General features: G+C 32.6%; 15 protein-coding genes. 3 read left to right on the top strand and 12 right to left on the bottom strand.

The annotated features are described in order from the left end of the window. Nucleotides 1–62 precede the first annotated feature (62 nt). Both acnA and LQ693_RS07885 read right to left on the bottom strand, forming a co-directional pair. The gene (gene acnA, locus LQ693_RS07890) at nucleotides 63–2,771 is read right to left on the bottom strand and encodes an aconitate hydratase AcnA (RefSeq protein ID WP_103360569.1); all 2,709 of its coding nucleotides are present in this window, start codon (nucleotides 2,769–2,771) and stop codon (nucleotides 63–65) included. A gap of 247 nt (nucleotides 2,772–3,018) precedes the next feature. Continuing rightward, the gene (locus tag LQ693_RS07885) at nucleotides 3,019–4,644 is read right to left on the bottom strand and encodes a glycine betaine uptake BCCT transporter (RefSeq protein WP_107565981.1); all 1,626 of its coding nucleotides are present in this window, start codon (nucleotides 4,642–4,644) and stop codon (nucleotides 3,019–3,021) included. 200 nt (nucleotides 4,645–4,844) lie between these two features. Between LQ693_RS07885 and mscL the strand changes: the two genes are divergently transcribed. Further along, nucleotides 4,845–5,204, top strand: a complete 360-nt coding sequence (gene mscL, locus LQ693_RS07880) for a large conductance mechanosensitive channel protein MscL (RefSeq protein WP_025905918.1) — start codon at nucleotides 4,845–4,847, stop codon at nucleotides 5,202–5,204. A 67-nt stretch (nucleotides 5,205–5,271) separates the two neighbouring features. Here mscL and LQ693_RS07875 read toward each other — a convergent pair whose 3' ends face one another. The 3 genes from LQ693_RS07875 to sbcD form a co-directional block, all read right to left on the bottom strand. Further along, nucleotides 5,272–5,892: an SCO family protein gene (locus tag LQ693_RS07875; RefSeq protein ID WP_103360571.1), complete on the bottom strand. Its 621-nt coding sequence runs from the start codon at nucleotides 5,890–5,892 to the stop codon at nucleotides 5,272–5,274. A 95-nt stretch (nucleotides 5,893–5,987) separates the two neighbouring features. Further along, complete coding sequence (gene sbcC, locus LQ693_RS07870) at nucleotides 5,988–9,011, bottom strand: exonuclease subunit SbcC (RefSeq protein WP_103360572.1); 3,024 nt, start codon at nucleotides 9,009–9,011, stop codon at nucleotides 5,988–5,990. Between the two features lies 1 nt (nucleotide 9,012). Next, on the bottom strand, nucleotides 9,013–10,140 hold the full coding sequence (gene sbcD, locus LQ693_RS07865; protein WP_025905911.1) for an exonuclease subunit SbcD: 1,128 nt from the start codon (nucleotides 10,138–10,140) through the stop codon (nucleotides 9,013–9,015). A gap of 75 nt (nucleotides 10,141–10,215) precedes the next feature. On the opposite strand from sbcD, the gene LQ693_RS07860 reads away from it, so the two are divergent. Then, the gene (locus tag LQ693_RS07860) at nucleotides 10,216–10,722 is read left to right on the top strand and encodes a DUF2621 family protein (RefSeq protein WP_025905909.1); all 507 of its coding nucleotides are present in this window, start codon (nucleotides 10,216–10,218) and stop codon (nucleotides 10,720–10,722) included. A 20-nt stretch (nucleotides 10,723–10,742) separates the two neighbouring features. On the opposite strand, the gene LQ693_RS07855 is transcribed toward LQ693_RS07860, so the two are convergent. From LQ693_RS07855 to sosA, 6 genes are all read right to left on the bottom strand, one after another. Then, nucleotides 10,743–11,213: a CcdC family protein gene (locus LQ693_RS07855; RefSeq protein ID WP_025905907.1), complete on the bottom strand. Its 471-nt coding sequence runs from the start codon at nucleotides 11,211–11,213 to the stop codon at nucleotides 10,743–10,745. 38 nt (nucleotides 11,214–11,251) lie between these two features. After that, nucleotides 11,252–11,938 (bottom strand): cytochrome c biogenesis CcdA family protein, encoded by a 687-nt coding sequence (locus tag LQ693_RS07850; protein WP_078104443.1) that lies wholly within the window; start codon nucleotides 11,936–11,938, stop codon nucleotides 11,252–11,254. Between the two features lie 185 nt (nucleotides 11,939–12,123). Beyond that, nucleotides 12,124–12,354: a YneF family protein gene (locus tag LQ693_RS07845; protein WP_025905903.1), complete on the bottom strand. Its 231-nt coding sequence runs from the start codon at nucleotides 12,352–12,354 to the stop codon at nucleotides 12,124–12,126. Nucleotides 12,355–12,481: 127 nt separating this feature from the next. Next, complete coding sequence (gene tkt / locus LQ693_RS07840) at nucleotides 12,482–14,470, bottom strand: transketolase (protein WP_049318962.1); 1,989 nt, start codon at nucleotides 14,468–14,470, stop codon at nucleotides 12,482–12,484. An 85-nt stretch (nucleotides 14,471–14,555) separates the two neighbouring features. Beyond that, on the bottom strand, nucleotides 14,556–14,792 hold the full coding sequence (locus LQ693_RS07835; protein ID WP_107565979.1) for a DUF896 domain-containing protein: 237 nt from the start codon (nucleotides 14,790–14,792) through the stop codon (nucleotides 14,556–14,558). A gap of 77 nt (nucleotides 14,793–14,869) precedes the next feature. After that, nucleotides 14,870–15,079 carry a DNA damage-induced cell division inhibitor SosA gene (gene sosA / locus LQ693_RS07830; RefSeq protein ID WP_107565978.1) on the bottom strand — a complete coding sequence of 70 codons (210 nt, stop codon included), beginning with the start codon at nucleotides 15,077–15,079 and terminating at the stop codon, nucleotides 14,870–14,872. A gap of 144 nt (nucleotides 15,080–15,223) precedes the next feature. Between sosA and lexA the strand changes: the two genes are divergently transcribed. Further along, on the top strand, nucleotides 15,224–15,844 hold the full coding sequence (gene lexA, locus LQ693_RS07825) for a transcriptional repressor LexA (RefSeq protein WP_025905896.1): 621 nt from the start codon (nucleotides 15,224–15,226) through the stop codon (nucleotides 15,842–15,844). 130 nt (nucleotides 15,845–15,974) lie between these two features. On the opposite strand, the gene LQ693_RS07820 is transcribed toward lexA, so the two are convergent. Next, a partial coding sequence (locus tag LQ693_RS07820) for a transposase (RefSeq protein ID WP_239703147.1) occupies nucleotides 15,975–16,585 on the bottom strand: 611 nt, incomplete at its 5' end.

The raw sequence follows: 16,585 nt of genomic DNA, 5'->3' as shown, positions 1-16,585 counted from the left end.
AAAAGCAGTAGACATTCAATTTACAAAGAATATCTACTGCTCTAATATGAATGAGCTTTATATTATTGTGCTAATTTATTTCTTAATACCATTTGTAGAATACCACCGTGTCTGTAGTAGTCAATTTCAACTTCAGAGTCGAATCTTGCTAAAGCTTCAAATTCTGTCACTTTACCATCTTCGCTAGTAGCAGTTACTTTAAGAATATCACGTGGTTTAACACCTTCATGAATATCTACTGAAATGGCTTCTCTACCAGTTAAACCTAAGCTATCTGCTGATTCACCTTTTTTGAATTGTAAAGGTAATACACCCATCATAACAAGGTTAGAACGGTGAATACGTTCGTAACTTTGAGCAATAACTGTTTTAACACCTAAAAGATTTGTACCTTTAGCTGCCCAGTCACGTGAAGAACCCATACCGTAGTCATTACCAGCAAGTACACATAAACCAATACCATTTTCTTGATATTTCATTGAAGCATCAAAGATAGGCATTACTTCTTCTGTTGGCCAGTAAGTTGTGAATCCACCTTCAGTTCCAGGTGCTAATTGGTTCTTAATACGAATGTTCGCAAAAGTACCTCTCATCATAACTTCATGGTTACCACGTCGAGAACCGTATGAGTTAAAGTCTCTAATTGCTACATCATGGTCTTGCAAGTATTTACCAGCTGGTGTATCTTTACCGATTGCACCTGCAGGAGAAATATGGTCAGTTGTAACTGAGTCACCAAATTTACCCATAACTCTTAAATCACTTAAAGGTTGAATATCTTGTGGTTCTTTAGATAAACCTTGGAAGAATGTAGGGTTTTGGATATATGTTGAATTAGGATCAAAGTCGTACAATGGTTGATCTGTCGTTTCAATTTGATTCCAAACTTCATTAGATTCAAATACTGTTTTGTATTCTTCTCTAAATAATTCAGGTGTAACAACTGATAATACAGTGTCTCTAACTTCTTCAATTGATGGCCAGATGTCTTTTAAGTATACATCTTCTCCATTTGAACCTTTACCGATTGGATCATTTTGTAAGTCGATATCAACAGTACCAGCTAAAGCATAAGCAACAACTAATTGTGGTGATGCTAAGTAGTTCGCTTTAACTAATGGATGAATACGACCTTCGAAGTTACGGTTACCAGATAATACTGAAGTAACAAGTAAGTCTTCGTCAGCAATCGCTTTTTCAATTTCAGGTAATAACGGACCAGAGTTACCGATACAAGTTGTACAACCATAACCAACTAAGTTGAATCCAAGATCATCTAAATATTCTTGTAATCCAGCATCACGTAAATAACCTGTAACAACTTTTGAACCAGGTGCTAATGAAGTCTTAACGTAATCTGGTACTTTTAAGCCTTTTTCGATTGCTTTTTTCGCTACTAAACCTGCACCTAACATTACATATGGGTTAGATGTGTTTGTACATGAAGTAATGGCTGCAATTGCGATGTCACCAGTCTTCATTGAAGTCTTCGTACCATCTTGTAATTCAATATCTACAGATTTATCAAATTCTGATTTATCGAAACCATGACCTTGGTTACCTGCTGGTGCAGTCACAGATTCAACAAATGATTTTTTCATGTCGCTTAATTTGATTAAATCTTGTGGACGTTTAGGACCAGATAATGATGCCTCAACTGTTGATAAATCTAGATCTACAACATCTGTATATGTTGGTTCTACATTTTCAGCATTGAAGAACATATTATTTTCTTTTAAGTATTTCTCTACGACATTAACTTGTTCTTCTGAACGTCCAGTTAAACGTAAGTAACTTAATGATTCATCATCTACTGGGAAGAAACCACATGTCGCACCATATTCAGGCGCCATATTAGCAATTGTTGCTCTATCTGCTAAAGGTAATTTTTCTACTCCAGGACCGAAGAATTCAACAAATTTACCTACAACACCTTTCTTACGTAACTCTTCAGTTACACGTAAAGCTAAGTCAGTAGCTGTTGTACCTTGTGGTAATTCGTTTGTTAATTTAACACCGATAACTTCAGGAACTGGGAAGTATGAAGGTTGACCAAGCATACCTGCTTCGGCTTCAATACCACCTACACCCCAACCTAATACACCAATACCGTTGATCATTGTTGTATGTGAGTCAGTACCTACTAAAGTATCTGGGTAAGTTACAAGTTCATTTTCTTCTTCTCTAATGTGTACAACACTTGCTAAGTATTCCAAGTTAACTTGGTGAACAATACCAGTAGCTGGTGGTACAGCACGATAGTTATCAAATGATTTTGTTGCCCAGTTTAAGAATTGGTAACGCTCGATATTACGTTCGAATTCTAATTTCATATTCATTTCTAATGAATTTGGTAATGCATAGCTATCTACTTGTACAGAGTGGTCAATAACTAAATCAACTGGTACTTCAGGGTTGATTTTAGAAACATCTCCACCAACATCATCCATCGCTTTACGTAAAGAAGCTAAGTCTACAACTGCAGGTACACCTGTGAAGTCTTGTAGAATAACACGTGATGGTTTAAATGGTACTTCTGCATTAGCATCGTTAGATTTACCCCATTTTGCTAAATTCATAATATGTTCTTCTTTAATGACACGTCCGTCAAACTGTCTTAATACTGATTCTAATAATACACGAATAGAATACGGTAGTTTATCAACATTAGATAAACCTAATTCGTCTAATGTTTTTAAGCTATAAAACGTGTATGTTTTGCCGTTCAATTCAAAAGATTTTTTAGATTGTTCTTTTAAACTTGAGCTCATTATTTGTTCCCCCTTTAAAATTGTGCAAGTTAATGCTTCATATACAATTGTATAATCAATACTTTAGTAAAACAATACATTGCGCTTAAAAATGAATATATTTATCATTCAAGTTTATAATAGGATACTATAAGTTTTTCTTATGTATTTTCAAATATACATAATTTTTAGTTATTAATTGATAATGATTATCAACTATATATAAAAATAGGCTGAGACATCAATTTGTCTCAGCCTATCACTTATATTAATCTTCCATTTCTCTTGCTAAACGACGTTGTTCTTTTAATTCTTGTTCATATTCTCGTTTAGATTTTTCTACATATTCTTTCATACGATGCTTATTCGGTGTAATCGATAATCCAAGATATTTTCTTTCTTGGTTTGCATCTTTATAGAAAGCGACAATCATCATAATGATAATGAAACTAAACGGGAATGCTGAAATAATTGCTGCTGATTGTAATGCATTTAATCCAGCATCTCCACCAGATAATAATAGTACGAATGCAATAAGTGATTGTGCAACACCCCATACAATCTTCACTCTACCTGATGGTTCTAATGATCCATAAGTTGTTTGCATACCTAGAACGAATGTAGCTGAGTCTGCAGAAGTGATAAAGAATGTACAGATTAGTGCTAATGCAATTATTGACAGAATCGCACCCATTGGTAATTCATTAAATACACCAAACAATTGAGTTTCTGTTGTCATTTTAAATACTTCTGGTGTTGACTTACCAACTTCAATACCTGTTACACCAAATACACTGAACCAAATAAAGCTAATGATAGTTGGTACAAGCATAACACCTAAAATAAATTCACGAATTGAACGTCCTCTAGAAACGCGGGCAATGAATATACCTACGAATGGACTCCAACTCATCCACCAACCCCAATAATAAAGTGTCCATGAATTTAACCATTCACTCTTTTGAGGATTTAATGGTGCTACATCAAAACTATTGAAAAAGAATGAATCAAATAACGCACCAGTTGATGATGTGAACATATTTAATATTAAAATTGTTGGACCGATAATTAAAGTAACAATCAGTAAAAGTGAAGCTAAAACAATATTTAAATTACTTAAATATTGGATACCTTTACTAAGTCCACTCCATGCACTCATTAAGAATAAAATCGTTACGATAACGATGATGATACCTTGTACAACGATATTATTCGGAACACCAAATAAATATTCTAATCCACCATTGATCTGTAAAGCACCCATACCTAATGATACGGCAACCCCTACTACAGTTGCGAATACTGATAACACATCAATAATGATACCTATAGGACCATCAACTCTATCACCTAAAATTGGTCTTAATGTTTTAGATAATAAACCAGGTTCACCTTTTCTAAATTGAGAATAAGCTAATGCTAAAGCAACTACTCCGTAGATTGCCCAAGCATGGAAACCCCAGTGTAAGAATGTAGATCGCATTGATTCAGTCATTGCTGCTTTAGTTTCAGGGTCTGCGTTTGGTGGCGAAACAAAATGAGACATTGGTTCAGCTGCACCATAGAACACAAGTCCTATACCCATACCAGCACTGAATAACATTGCAAACCAAGAAATTGTATTGAATTCTGGTTTATCATGTGGTCTACCGAGTTTTAACTTTCCAATTGGGCTGAATATAATGAAAACACAGAAAAATACCATACCAATTGTAATAATCATGTAATACCAACCAAAGTATTTTGAAATCCATGCACTGATATTACCCGTTATCTCACCAAACTGAGATGGGAAAATAACACCAAGTGCAACAATGATTGCAACAACGATGGCACTAATTGTAAAAACATTTGAAACTTTTCTTCCATTTGGATATGTTGGAATATTGGCCATTATAATTCTCCTTTCAAAATAACAAACTTTAAATTATGTATTCCCGTTTTAACTTATTTTATTCGTGATATTTTCAAATAAGTGATATATGAAAACAGCAACATTCACCACTTTAACAAATATTACACCTAAAATCAAATTGACTATTTCTTTTTGCGCCATATTCATGTATGATAAAATTCGATAAGGAGGTGTTTAATATGTCATTATTAAAAGAATTTAAAGACTTTGCATTGCAAGGTAACGTTTTAGATTTAGCAATCGCCGTTGTTATTGGTGCTGCCTTTAACAAAATTGTTACATCTTTAGTTGAGAACGTCATAATGCCACTTATTGGATTAATTTTTGGAGAAGTAGACTTCGCTGAAAAATGGTCATTAATGGGTATCAAGTACGGTCTATTCATCCAATCTATCATTGACTTCTTAATCGTCGCATTCGCATTATTTGTATTCATTAAAATTGCAAATACTGTTATGAAAAAAGGCGAAGAAGAAGAAGAAGTTGATGAACAAACTGTATTACTTACAGAAATCCGCGACGCTTTGCGCGAAAAGTAAGTTTTACATATTTAAAAAACCATCGATTATTGATTGTTCAATAATCGATGGTTTTTTTATATCTTTATTAATCTTCTACAGGGCCTTCTTCTACTAATGTCTTAACATCAGCTACAATTTCAGATTTAGGGAATTTTTTATCCCCAGCATCCTGTCCGCTATAAGATTTAATAATCTTTCCATTCTGATCTATTAAATAGAAACTTGTACCATGTGTCACTTGAGTACTACCTTTTGGTGGTGGCGCCACAATTGATTTAAAGTTATCTTGTGCGTATTGTTTAATAAATTTAAAATCGTAATTCGTTAATAATGTCCATTTATTATCTGGTACATTATATTGTTTAACGTAATCTTTAAGTTTTTTCGGTGTGTCATTTTCTGGATCCACACTAAAACTTAATACCCCATAATTTTTGACACCATCTTTTTCAAGTTGATCAATAACAGTACTCATATTATATGTCATTGGAGGGCATACTGTTTCACAATTCGTAAAGATAAAGTCAGCGATATACACTTTTCCTTTCATATCTTTTTGTGAAAATTTATGACCATTTTGATCAGTTACATTGAATGACTGCATTTTATTGCCAAATTGACTGTCCGGTTCAATCGCATTATTACTACATGCACTCATTATCATCATCATACTTGCAACCAATATTAGAAATATTCCCTTTTTCATCCTAACACTCCCATAACTCTGTTAGTTAAAATATATCAAATAAAAATCACAACTTAAATACATAATTTAAGCTATTTATGTCTTTGGTGTGTCATTCAATTATTCGAGAATGCCGTTGTACTTAAAAATCCATTCTTGTTTACATTTAATATGGTAGGAATTCTCGTCTTTAATTCAGATACGTGAGATATAATACCAACTAAACGACCGGACATTTGTATATTAACGAGTGTATCGAGCGCAGTTTCTAAAGTTTCAGCATCTAACGTACCAAATCCTTCATCGATAAACATCGATTCTAAATGAATGGCACCCGCTTCTTGCTGGACAACATTCGACAACCCTATTGCTAATGACAACGACGCTTGGAATGTTTCCCCACCTGATAATGACGTAATATGTCTCGTCCTATTTGAAAATCTATCAAACACCTCTATTTCCAAACCACTTAACCCTTGTGACTTTTCTTTTCTACGTACGAGTTGATAGCGATTATTCGTCATTTTAAGAAAATGTCTATTTGCATTATCTAATATATGATTTAAATAATAAATAAGCACATAATTTTCCAATGATAATTTCTGGCTATTCTTCCCATTCATAGTTCTCGATAAATCAATCATTTCTTCTTGTTCTTTAAGGTCTTGATTAATCTTATCTATCACATTAAGAATCGCTTTAGATTTTTGATCATTTTGTTCAACCTTCAATTGCAGTTGATTCAATTGTTTAACTAAATTATTCAGAGAATCTTTAGCACTTATTAATTGTTCTTCCGTATTAGCGATATCAGGCATTTCTTGATCTTTTACCTTTTTACTAAGCTCTTTAACGACCGCTTCAACTTCTATATATTTTTTATCATATTGCTGAACGCTTTCTTCTAATCGATCAATATCCTCTACTTGTAACAACAATTCATCTAACTGAGCATATGATGAAATGTCATGTTTGCTCATTTCGGTATTTAAATAGTCTTTTGTAGATTTAATTTGTTCTTTAATCATAGATAAACGTTCTTTAACCGTAGCATGTTGCATTTGTAATGTTTGCTTATCTTTTTGATAGTGTTCTTGTTGTTCGTTCAATTGTTTCATACTTTGATCAAACTTGGATAATGTTTGTTCTACCGTATTCACTCGTTCAACAAATGATGATACTTCATTATATCCCGTCTCTTTATTAAAGTACGCTAAATCATTTTCATATGTCGATACTTTATGATTTAAATCATTTAATTGCAATGTGTGTTCTGTCATTTGCTTTTCTGCATCGCTTATTTCTATTTTTAGATGTTGAATATGCTGACGATTCTCTTGATATGTTTTTAAAGTACTCACTATTTGTTCAAGTCTTTCATTCAATGATGCTATATCCTTTTGCACATCCTTAACATCACTTAGCTTGTTCAATTGTTCATTCGTTAAATTAATTCTTTCTTTATAAGTCGTAATGTGTTGATTTACTACTTGTAACTGCTGTTCAACTTCTAATTGCTTCGCTTTTTCTTGTTTTAAGCTTTCAAAATCAACATCTCCATTGATTGTTTCTATAATCGATCCACATATAGGACAATCTTCACCTTTATGAACATGCTTTTGAATTTTTAATATTTCATCTTCAACATTCAATATATCAAATGTATTTTCGGCATCGTTTTGTTGTTCGAGTGATGTTTTTTCATTTTCATATTCTACTAATTGACGATTATATGCTTGTACTTTCTCTTCCAATGCTTGTTTATCTGCATACAGTTTTTGTGTTGTTTCTAGACCTTGTAATGTTAACTTCATTGTTTCTTGTTCTTTTAATTGTGTTTGTTCATCTTGTTCATCATAAGTAATGTGTTCAAGTTTATTATGAAGTTCATCCGCTTCTTGCTTATTTTGTTCAATTGCCTTTTTTAAAGTAACTTGTTTTTCTTGTTGTTTTACGATGTCTTGTTCTGCTTCTATATATTTTTCAATATTTACTTTTATATGCTTCGTATTTTGAACAAATGCTCTATATTCTTCTATTTGTTCATGTTCTTTATGCAGATCATTTATTTGTTGTACAATTGCTTCTAATTTTCGCGCATTGTCACTTATTTGTTTTTGAAGTACTTCATCATTTTTTAATTCATTTGTATGATTAGTTTCTTTATCTTTAAGTTGGTCATATTGATATGTTAAAGACTGTACACTTTTTAAGTATTTGACTTGTTTCTTTAAATCATTTATTTCTTTTTCTTCACTTTTCAACTGATTTAATTCTGCTTCTTTAACTTTTAACGTTTCAAAGTTTGCTTTTAATGCTTTCTCCCGTTCAAAGACATTTTCAATTTCATCTACATGCTGCTGTTTTTTAGCCTTCAATTCTGCTATTTCTTTCAACTTGTCTTGTCCTACCGCTTCATACGACGTTAATGCATCTTGAATCACTTCATAACGATACCCTTCAACTTGTTTATGTTCTTGTAACGTTTCATCATCAAAATCATGCATATCATTTATATACTGTGTGATTTTTTGATAGTGACTTTCGATTAATGCGATTTCTTTCTTCATTTCTAGTTCTAATTGTTCTTGTAACGACTCAAAACGATTACTATCGAATAGTGTTCTTAATATACTTCTTTTATCTGTACTGTTTGAAACGAGAAACTGTTTGAATTCACCTTGTGGAAGAATCAATATTTGTCTAAACTGCTTAACATTCATATGTAATAATGCTTTTAAATAATCATTACTTGTATTAATGCTTTTGGTTTCTAATGACCACTTATCATTTACTTTTTTATAAACTTCAACAGTGGCATTGGTAGGGTTTTTATTACCTTCTTTAATATATTTCACAGTTCTTACGACGCTATATTGCTCATTTTTAATTTCGAATTCAAATTCTACTTTTGTAGGTAACTTAGGATCAGCAAAATGGCTTCGTAAATCAACTTCTTCACGCGATTCTGTCGATGTCTTACCAAATAAAGCATAAACCATCGCATCAAAGATCATCGTCTTTCCTGACCCTGTCTTACCACATATTAAAAACAATTGTGATTTAGATAAATGTGTAAAATCAACTTCCTCATTTATAAATGGTCCAAAATATTGCATCTTTAATAATAAAGGTCTCATCTTATTCTTGTGCCCCCTTATTTAAATCATTTTCTAACAATGCGATAATTTTCTCTCTTTTTATACCTTCTAACGGTTCTCCCGTTACATGATCGTAAAACGATTCAATAATTTCTAAATCCGTCAAAGTATGAACATCCACATCTATTTCATCATTTGCAACTTCATAATCTTGCCTAGATATTTGTAGTGTATTCGGATATATACTTCTTATCTTCATCAGTGGATCTGTCACATGGTCCATATCAGATAATTTAAAGTGAAAATAGTCTTCACGATTTTTGATGTCTAACTTTTCATGTATGACATCTTCATAGCTTGCTTGTATCACTTGAAATGCTCTTCTAGGTTCTATTGGAATAAATGACTGTTTAAAAGATTTATGACCAAAATCAAATAGTCTATATCCTTTAGCTTGGTTTGCCTCTGAAAATGAATATTGCATTGGTGTTCCAGAATAAAATATGTAATCAGACTGTATTGCAAATGGGTGATGCAAATGCCCTAATAATACAGCATCGAATATATCAAAGGTTTGCGCACTAACTGTTTCTATAGTCCCAATAGATAATGGTCTTTCAGAGTCTGTCGATTCACCACCAGCAACGAATAAATGACCTATTAAAATATTCGTTTCATCTTCATTTATAACTTCTTTCATTTTATTAACTATAAATTCAGTCGCTTCTTGATGTGTATGAATATCTTTCACTTCAAATACATGTCTAATATCAGCAGGTGTAAAGTAAGGCATCACGTATATATTGACATCATTCACTTTAATAGGTTCAAGCAACTGATTGTACCCTGTTATAATTTTTAAGCCTGTTTTTTCGAACCATCTTTCCCCGTAGTTTAAACGTTCTTTACCATCATGATTACCACTTATGGCTATTATTGGTGTGTTAAGTTCTAAATTGATTGTTGAAAGTGCATCTTCAAGAACAACCATTGCCTCTTTATTAGGATAGTGCAAGTCATATAAATCACCGCTAATCACAACAATATCTGGCTGATGTTCTTTAATTGCATCGAATAATTTTGAAAGTATATACTTTTGATCTTCTATTAAGGATTGACCATTGATGGTTTTACCAATGTGCCAATCAGCAGTATGTAAAATTTTCATTTTATAGCTCCTTTTATAATATTTATTAGACAGGTTGAAACGCTTCATTTATACTAAATCTAAGGAGTGATTTCATTGAGTAACGCATTTATATTTTTTATTATTTTATGGTGCATCGTATTTATTTCGTTACTTGCAATCGGTGGATTCTTTATGTTTCGTAAATTCTTAAAACGTATGCCTAAAGATAATGGTATGAGTGAACTTGATTGGCAAGACTACTACATTAATAAAGCTTTACCATTATGGAATGATGAAGCACGTAGTTTATTAAACGAACTCGTTTCACCTGTTCCAGAATTATTTAGGGATGTTGCGAAAGAAAAGATAGGTGGTCGTGTCTCTAAAATTGCATTAGAAGAACATGCCACAACAATCGAACTTGACCATATCATGAGAGGATATATCGTAGCAACACCAAAAAGAGATCACAAATTCATGAAGAAAAAGCTAACCGAACTTAATATAGATTATACACCATATTTAAAATTGTTCGAATTAGCTGATGATGAGAAGAATAAATTTTCTATCTTTGATCATAGAGAAGAAATTTCAAATGCAAAAACAACGCACACTCAATAATTGAGATGTGCGTTGTTTTTTTAATTTACAATTGGCATACGGTCTTTTAATTTTTTATATTTAACATACATGGCTATTCTCCAAGGTACAATCATACTAAATGCGAGTAAGAAAAACATACCTGCTAATTGACCTGGATCGATTGAATCACTTAAGAAAAATTTACCGACTGATCTAATGATTAATAACGATATTAAAATAACCGGAAATAATTTAGAACGTTTCATATAAATTTCTGATCCTTTAACTTCAAAGTTAGAAGTAAAGATAAGAAATAGAGAAAAGAACAAACCAACTAAAATTGCTTCTATAATTTCACTGCCATTTAATCTAAAGTACGGTACAACATACATTAATGCACCTGTAGCCATAAAAAACGGCGGTAATACGATCTTTTTAGCATTCGTTGGATAATTTTGTGCTTTCATTCTAACAACAATAACTGCCAATCCCATTAAAGCTGCTATTACAAATGAAAAAAGGAAATACATATCTAAAACCCCTTATAAGTACGAAATATCAATAATATTTAATTTAAACCTAATGATTGGAAGAATATCGTGATCTCTGTTAATAAATCAAAGAACAGTAATATTCCCATAATTATCATAATTATACCACCAAACTTCATGATAGCAACATTGTACTTTTTAATAATTTGTAATTTAGTTATAAAGAATGTTAGTACGAAAAATGGAATGCTGAATCCTAATACATATAACAACATATACAGTAATGCTTGTGATGAATTAGTAGCAGCTAACGTACCGATCGCTGCAATAATCGGACCATTACAAGGTGTCCATCCTGCAGCAAATGCCATACCTATAAGAAAAGTACCTATATAACCTGTGGGTTTCGTCTTGAAATTTATTTTACGGTCTTTCATTAGAAATTGTGGTTGAAATACACCTAATATAATGAGACCAAATACAATAATAATAATGGCACCTAATTGCCTGATTAACGTTTGGTAATTAATCAACATACCAGAAATATATCCTATACCCATTCCAAGTATCATATATATAACACTAAAACCAAGCAAAAAGATAATCGTATGTAAGATTGCATTACGACTAAGTCCTTTAGTTTTGATGTCGTCATAACTCATGCCTGTTATATAAGAAATAAAAGCTGGATAAATGGGTAATACGCAAGGAGATACGAAACTTAATATGCCTGCACCAAAAGCTACAAATACTGTGATTTCCACAATGATCCCCCTCTCACTCATATTCTATTTTATCAAATAACAATTAAGTTAAAACACCTTTATTTGAACAATAAGTGAAAACTTAAACAAAATAAGAAACGAGCCTTAGACTGTTGTGTACGTCTGAGACTCGTTTAAAAATATCACGGTTATACGTTTTATTTTTACTTATGATTAATATAAGATTATTTAATTTTTTGATCCATATTCTTATTCATCATTGTCATCATTTGATTAATTTTCTTTTGAGATGGTTTTTGACCCATTTGCATCATCATCATACGTAACATTTCTTCGTTAATTGGTGGATTCTTTTTCAAGTAATCCATCATATATTTACGTGCAAGGAAGAATCCAAGTGCAAGCCCACCGATTAATGCCACGACGATTAATAATATTGCTAACCACGTTGCCATTATTTCACCCACTTTCTGTATCCTATAAAAGTTTACTAAATTCATTACATTTTATCAAGATGAAACTTAATGTTTAAAATGAAAAAGCCTCAGCCAAGTTTCTTGGATGAGGCTTTTTTAACATTCTTTAGAAGCTTAATACTTGGTTTAATACATTTTCTTTTGTAAATCCGTATTTTTCAACTACTAAGTCACCAGGCGCACTTGCACCGAATGTATCAATTGTAATGACTTTACCTTCAAGGCCAACATATTTATGCCAACCTAGAGAAGATGCCATTTCGATTGCTACACGTTTAGTGATTGATGCTGGTAATACTGATGCTTTATATTCAGCATCTTGTTGATCAAATGCATGCCAGTTAGGTAATGATACAACTTGTACACCTTTACCTTGTGCTTCGATATCTTTAGCTGCATCTACAGCTAATGAAACTTCAGAACCAGATGCGATTAATAAGTATTCAGGTTCGATTTCAGAACGATATACAACATATCCGCCTTTACGAACGCCTTCTTCTAATACTGATTCTTCAACATCTAAAGCTGTTAAGTTTTGTCTTGTTAACACTAAAGCTGTTGGTGTTGTTTCAGATTCTAAAGCTACTTTCCATGCTACTCTTGTTTCATTACCATCTGCAGGACGGATCACATTTAAGTTAGGAATCGCTCTTAATCCAGCTAATTGTTCAACTGGTTCATGTGTTGGACCATCTTCACCGACAGCAATTGAATCATGTGTGAATACAAATGTTGAAGGTACACCCATAATTGCTGAAAGTCTAACAGCTGGTTTCAAGTAGTCACTGAATACGAAGAATGTTGCACCATAAGGTTTAACACCACCGTGAACTGCCATACCGTTAACTGCAGCAGCCATACCGAATTCACGAACACCAAACCAAACATTGCGTCCTTCTGGAGTTTCGCTACTAAAGTCAGCTTCACCTTTAACATTTGATTTGTTTGAAGATGCTAAGTCAGCTGAACCACCAAAGAATGCTGGTACTGATTTACTTAATGCTTGAATCACTTCACCTGAATCCGCACGTGTTGCACTGCTATTTCCAGCTTCATAAACTGGTAATTCTTTATCATAATCAACTGGTAATTCATTAGAAATAGCTTGTTTAAATGCTTGTCCTAATTCAGGATATTCATTTGTATATGCTTCAACTAATTTTTCCCAAGCTGCTTCGTCTTCATTTGCACGTTTAAGCATTGTTTCACTGAAGATGTCATATACTTCTTGAGGTACATTAAAGCGTTTAGAAGGATCTAAACCGTATGCTTTTAATGCTAATTCACGTTCTTCTTCACCTAATGGAGCACCATGCACGCCATTAGTACCCGCTTTATTAGGCGCACCATAACCGATAACTGTTTTAACTTCGATTAATGTTGGACCTTCTAATGTTTTAGCTTCAGTAATCGCTTTATCAATAGCTTCTAAGTCATTACCGTCTTCAACTAAGATATAGCTCCAACCATATGATGTGAATCTTTCTTTAACATTTTCAGAGAATGCTTTATTCAATTCACCATCTAATGAAATATCATTAGAATCATATAAAGTGATTAATTTATCAAGGTTTAAGTGACCTGCTAATGAAGCTGCTTCATGAGAAATACCTTCCATTAAGTCACCATCACTTGCTAAAACATATGTGTAATGATCTACTACATCGTATTTATCTTTATTAAATTTACCTGCTAAGTGTTTTTCAGCCATTGCCATACCAACACTCATAGCAAAACCTTGTCCTAAAGGTCCTGTTGTAACTTCTACACCATCAGTATGTCTAAATTCTGGATGTCCAGGTGTTTTAGAATCCCATTGTCTGAAGTTCTTCACTTCTTCAAGTTCTAAACTACCTGAAACGTGTAATAAACTATATAGTAATGCAGAACCATGACCAGCAGATAAAACAAAACGGTCTCTATTAAAATAGTTCTTAGATTGTGGATTGAAATTTAAATGCTTAGTCCATAATGCATATGCCATAGGTGCAGCACCCATTGGTAAACCAGGATGTCCTGAGTTAGCTGCTTCAATAGCATCTATACTTAAAGCACGGATTGAATCTACTGCAAGTTGATCTTTTTCGTTAAACATAAATGTAGTCTCCTTTATTCTTGTAATCCCTTTTCATTATACATGAAATTTTTTCAAAAATTAATTATTATTACTTAATTTATACTTACTTTCTTATATTATTATTTTTTTGAATTTCTTTTACCTTTTCAGGTGTTACATCATTACCTTCTGGATCTATGATTTTAGTGTTCTCTATTGTATTTTTAAAATTACCGCGGAAAGCTTGTAAATACTCAGCACGTAATTTTGTTTGTTCTTTAGCTTCACTATCTGTTAAACCTTCAGATTTCTTTTTGTTCGCTAATTCATTGATTCTTTCTATTTTTGCTTTATCTAGCATAATATCCCCACTTTCTTTATACATAAAAGATACCAAAAAACACGAGTAAATCCAAATGGATTTACTCGTGTTTAAATTCAATCTATTGACCCTACTAATGTATTGGAATCAGATATATGGTTATGTTGATTATCACTTTGTTGTTTAATTTGATGATCGGTCATTTCGTACGTTTGTTCTGTATTATAAAGATCATTAGACTGAGCTAAATATAAATATCCAATTAATAGAGTCATTAAGAATACTGCGATATACACTAATACTGTCTTCTTAATTGTAATTGTCATACTCAATTCCTCCTAGAACGTTTGTTTGTATTATCATAATAACAGAACAACTGTTCGTAGTCAATAAAAATACGAACAAATGTTTGTTCAAAGGAAACGTATGTGCTATAATAAATTTAAATAATTAATTGGGAGCGTGCGACTATGAAAGAATTAACTAAACGTCAATCTGAAATATATCAATTCATCAAACATATAGTACAAACGAAAGGCTATCCGCCTAGCGTACGTGAAATTGGTTTAGCAGTCGGCTTAGCGTCAAGCTCTACAGTACATGGTCATTTATCAAGACTAGAAGAAAAGGGCTATATTAAACGTGATCCAACTAAACCACGAGCAATAGAAATTACAGAAACAGTTGGAGAGAACATTAACCAAGAGAACACCATTCACGTTCCAGTTATCGGTAAAGTTACAGCAGGTATACCTATTACAGCTGTAGAGAATGTAGAGGAATACTTCCCATTACCAGCACATTTCACATCAACACATAATAGCAATATCTTTATATTAGATGTTGTCGGTGATAGCATGATCGAAGCTGGTATACTAGACGGCGATAAAGTAATCGTACGTAGTCAATCAATCGCTGAGAATGGTGATATCATAGTTGCAATGACAGAAGATGATGAAGCTACAGTTAAACGTTTTTACAAAGAAGAAACGCGTTATAGACTTCAACCAGAGAACAGTACAATGGAACCTATTTATTTAGATAACGTTACAGTATTAGGTAAAGTTGTTGGATTGTTTAGAGAAATGTAACATAACAAAAAGGAGATGCGAACGCATCTCCTCAGACTGTGGACAAACTGAACTTAAATTTATAAGTTCAGTTTGTTTTTTTGTATAGATTAATAATTTCCACTAAAATCATGATTAAACTACGTTTAATCTAGGCTATTTGTGGCTCTTTTACTAGCCACATTGCCAACTTTTTAAGATTCATGGCAGCACAAATAAGCGTGGTGTCCATGGAAACTTTTTTAATACCTCTATATCTTGTCCATCTCATACCATGCTGTTCTTTTGCATCACCAAATCGTCTTTCTACTGTTTGGCTTCTTAGTTTATATGCTTTTTTAATAGTATCTATAAATCGTAAATCTTCGATTATATCTAAATCGTCTTGCCAAACATGTCTTCGAATTTCTCTAGTATAGTTTCTGTTTTCTGTACATTCATTTAATAGTGGACATGTTTTACATATAGTAGGATCAGATTTGTATAATCTATGCCCTGTCGGCATAGTTCTCTTAAAAGTAAGGAATTCATCATTTGGACATATGTAACTATCGTAATATTCATCATAAATAAACTCTTTGGATTTAAATATGCCTGGCTTTCCTTTTGGTCTTGTATATGGCATTGCAGGTACAATCGATTTCTCAAGTAAATAATGCGCATTGAATGGAGTTTTGTATCCAGAGTCTACTGCTAATGTGATTGGCAACATATTTTTTGCTTCTAATCTTTCAACCATAGGTTTCAACTGTGTACTATCGT

The organism is Mammaliicoccus sp. B-M6 (genome assembly GCF_022386965.1).
Lineage (GTDB): Bacteria > Bacillota > Bacilli > Staphylococcales > Staphylococcaceae > Mammaliicoccus > Mammaliicoccus sciuri_A.
Note: the sequence above shows the minus strand (reverse complement) of the source record. Positions and strands in the feature narration are given on the sequence as shown.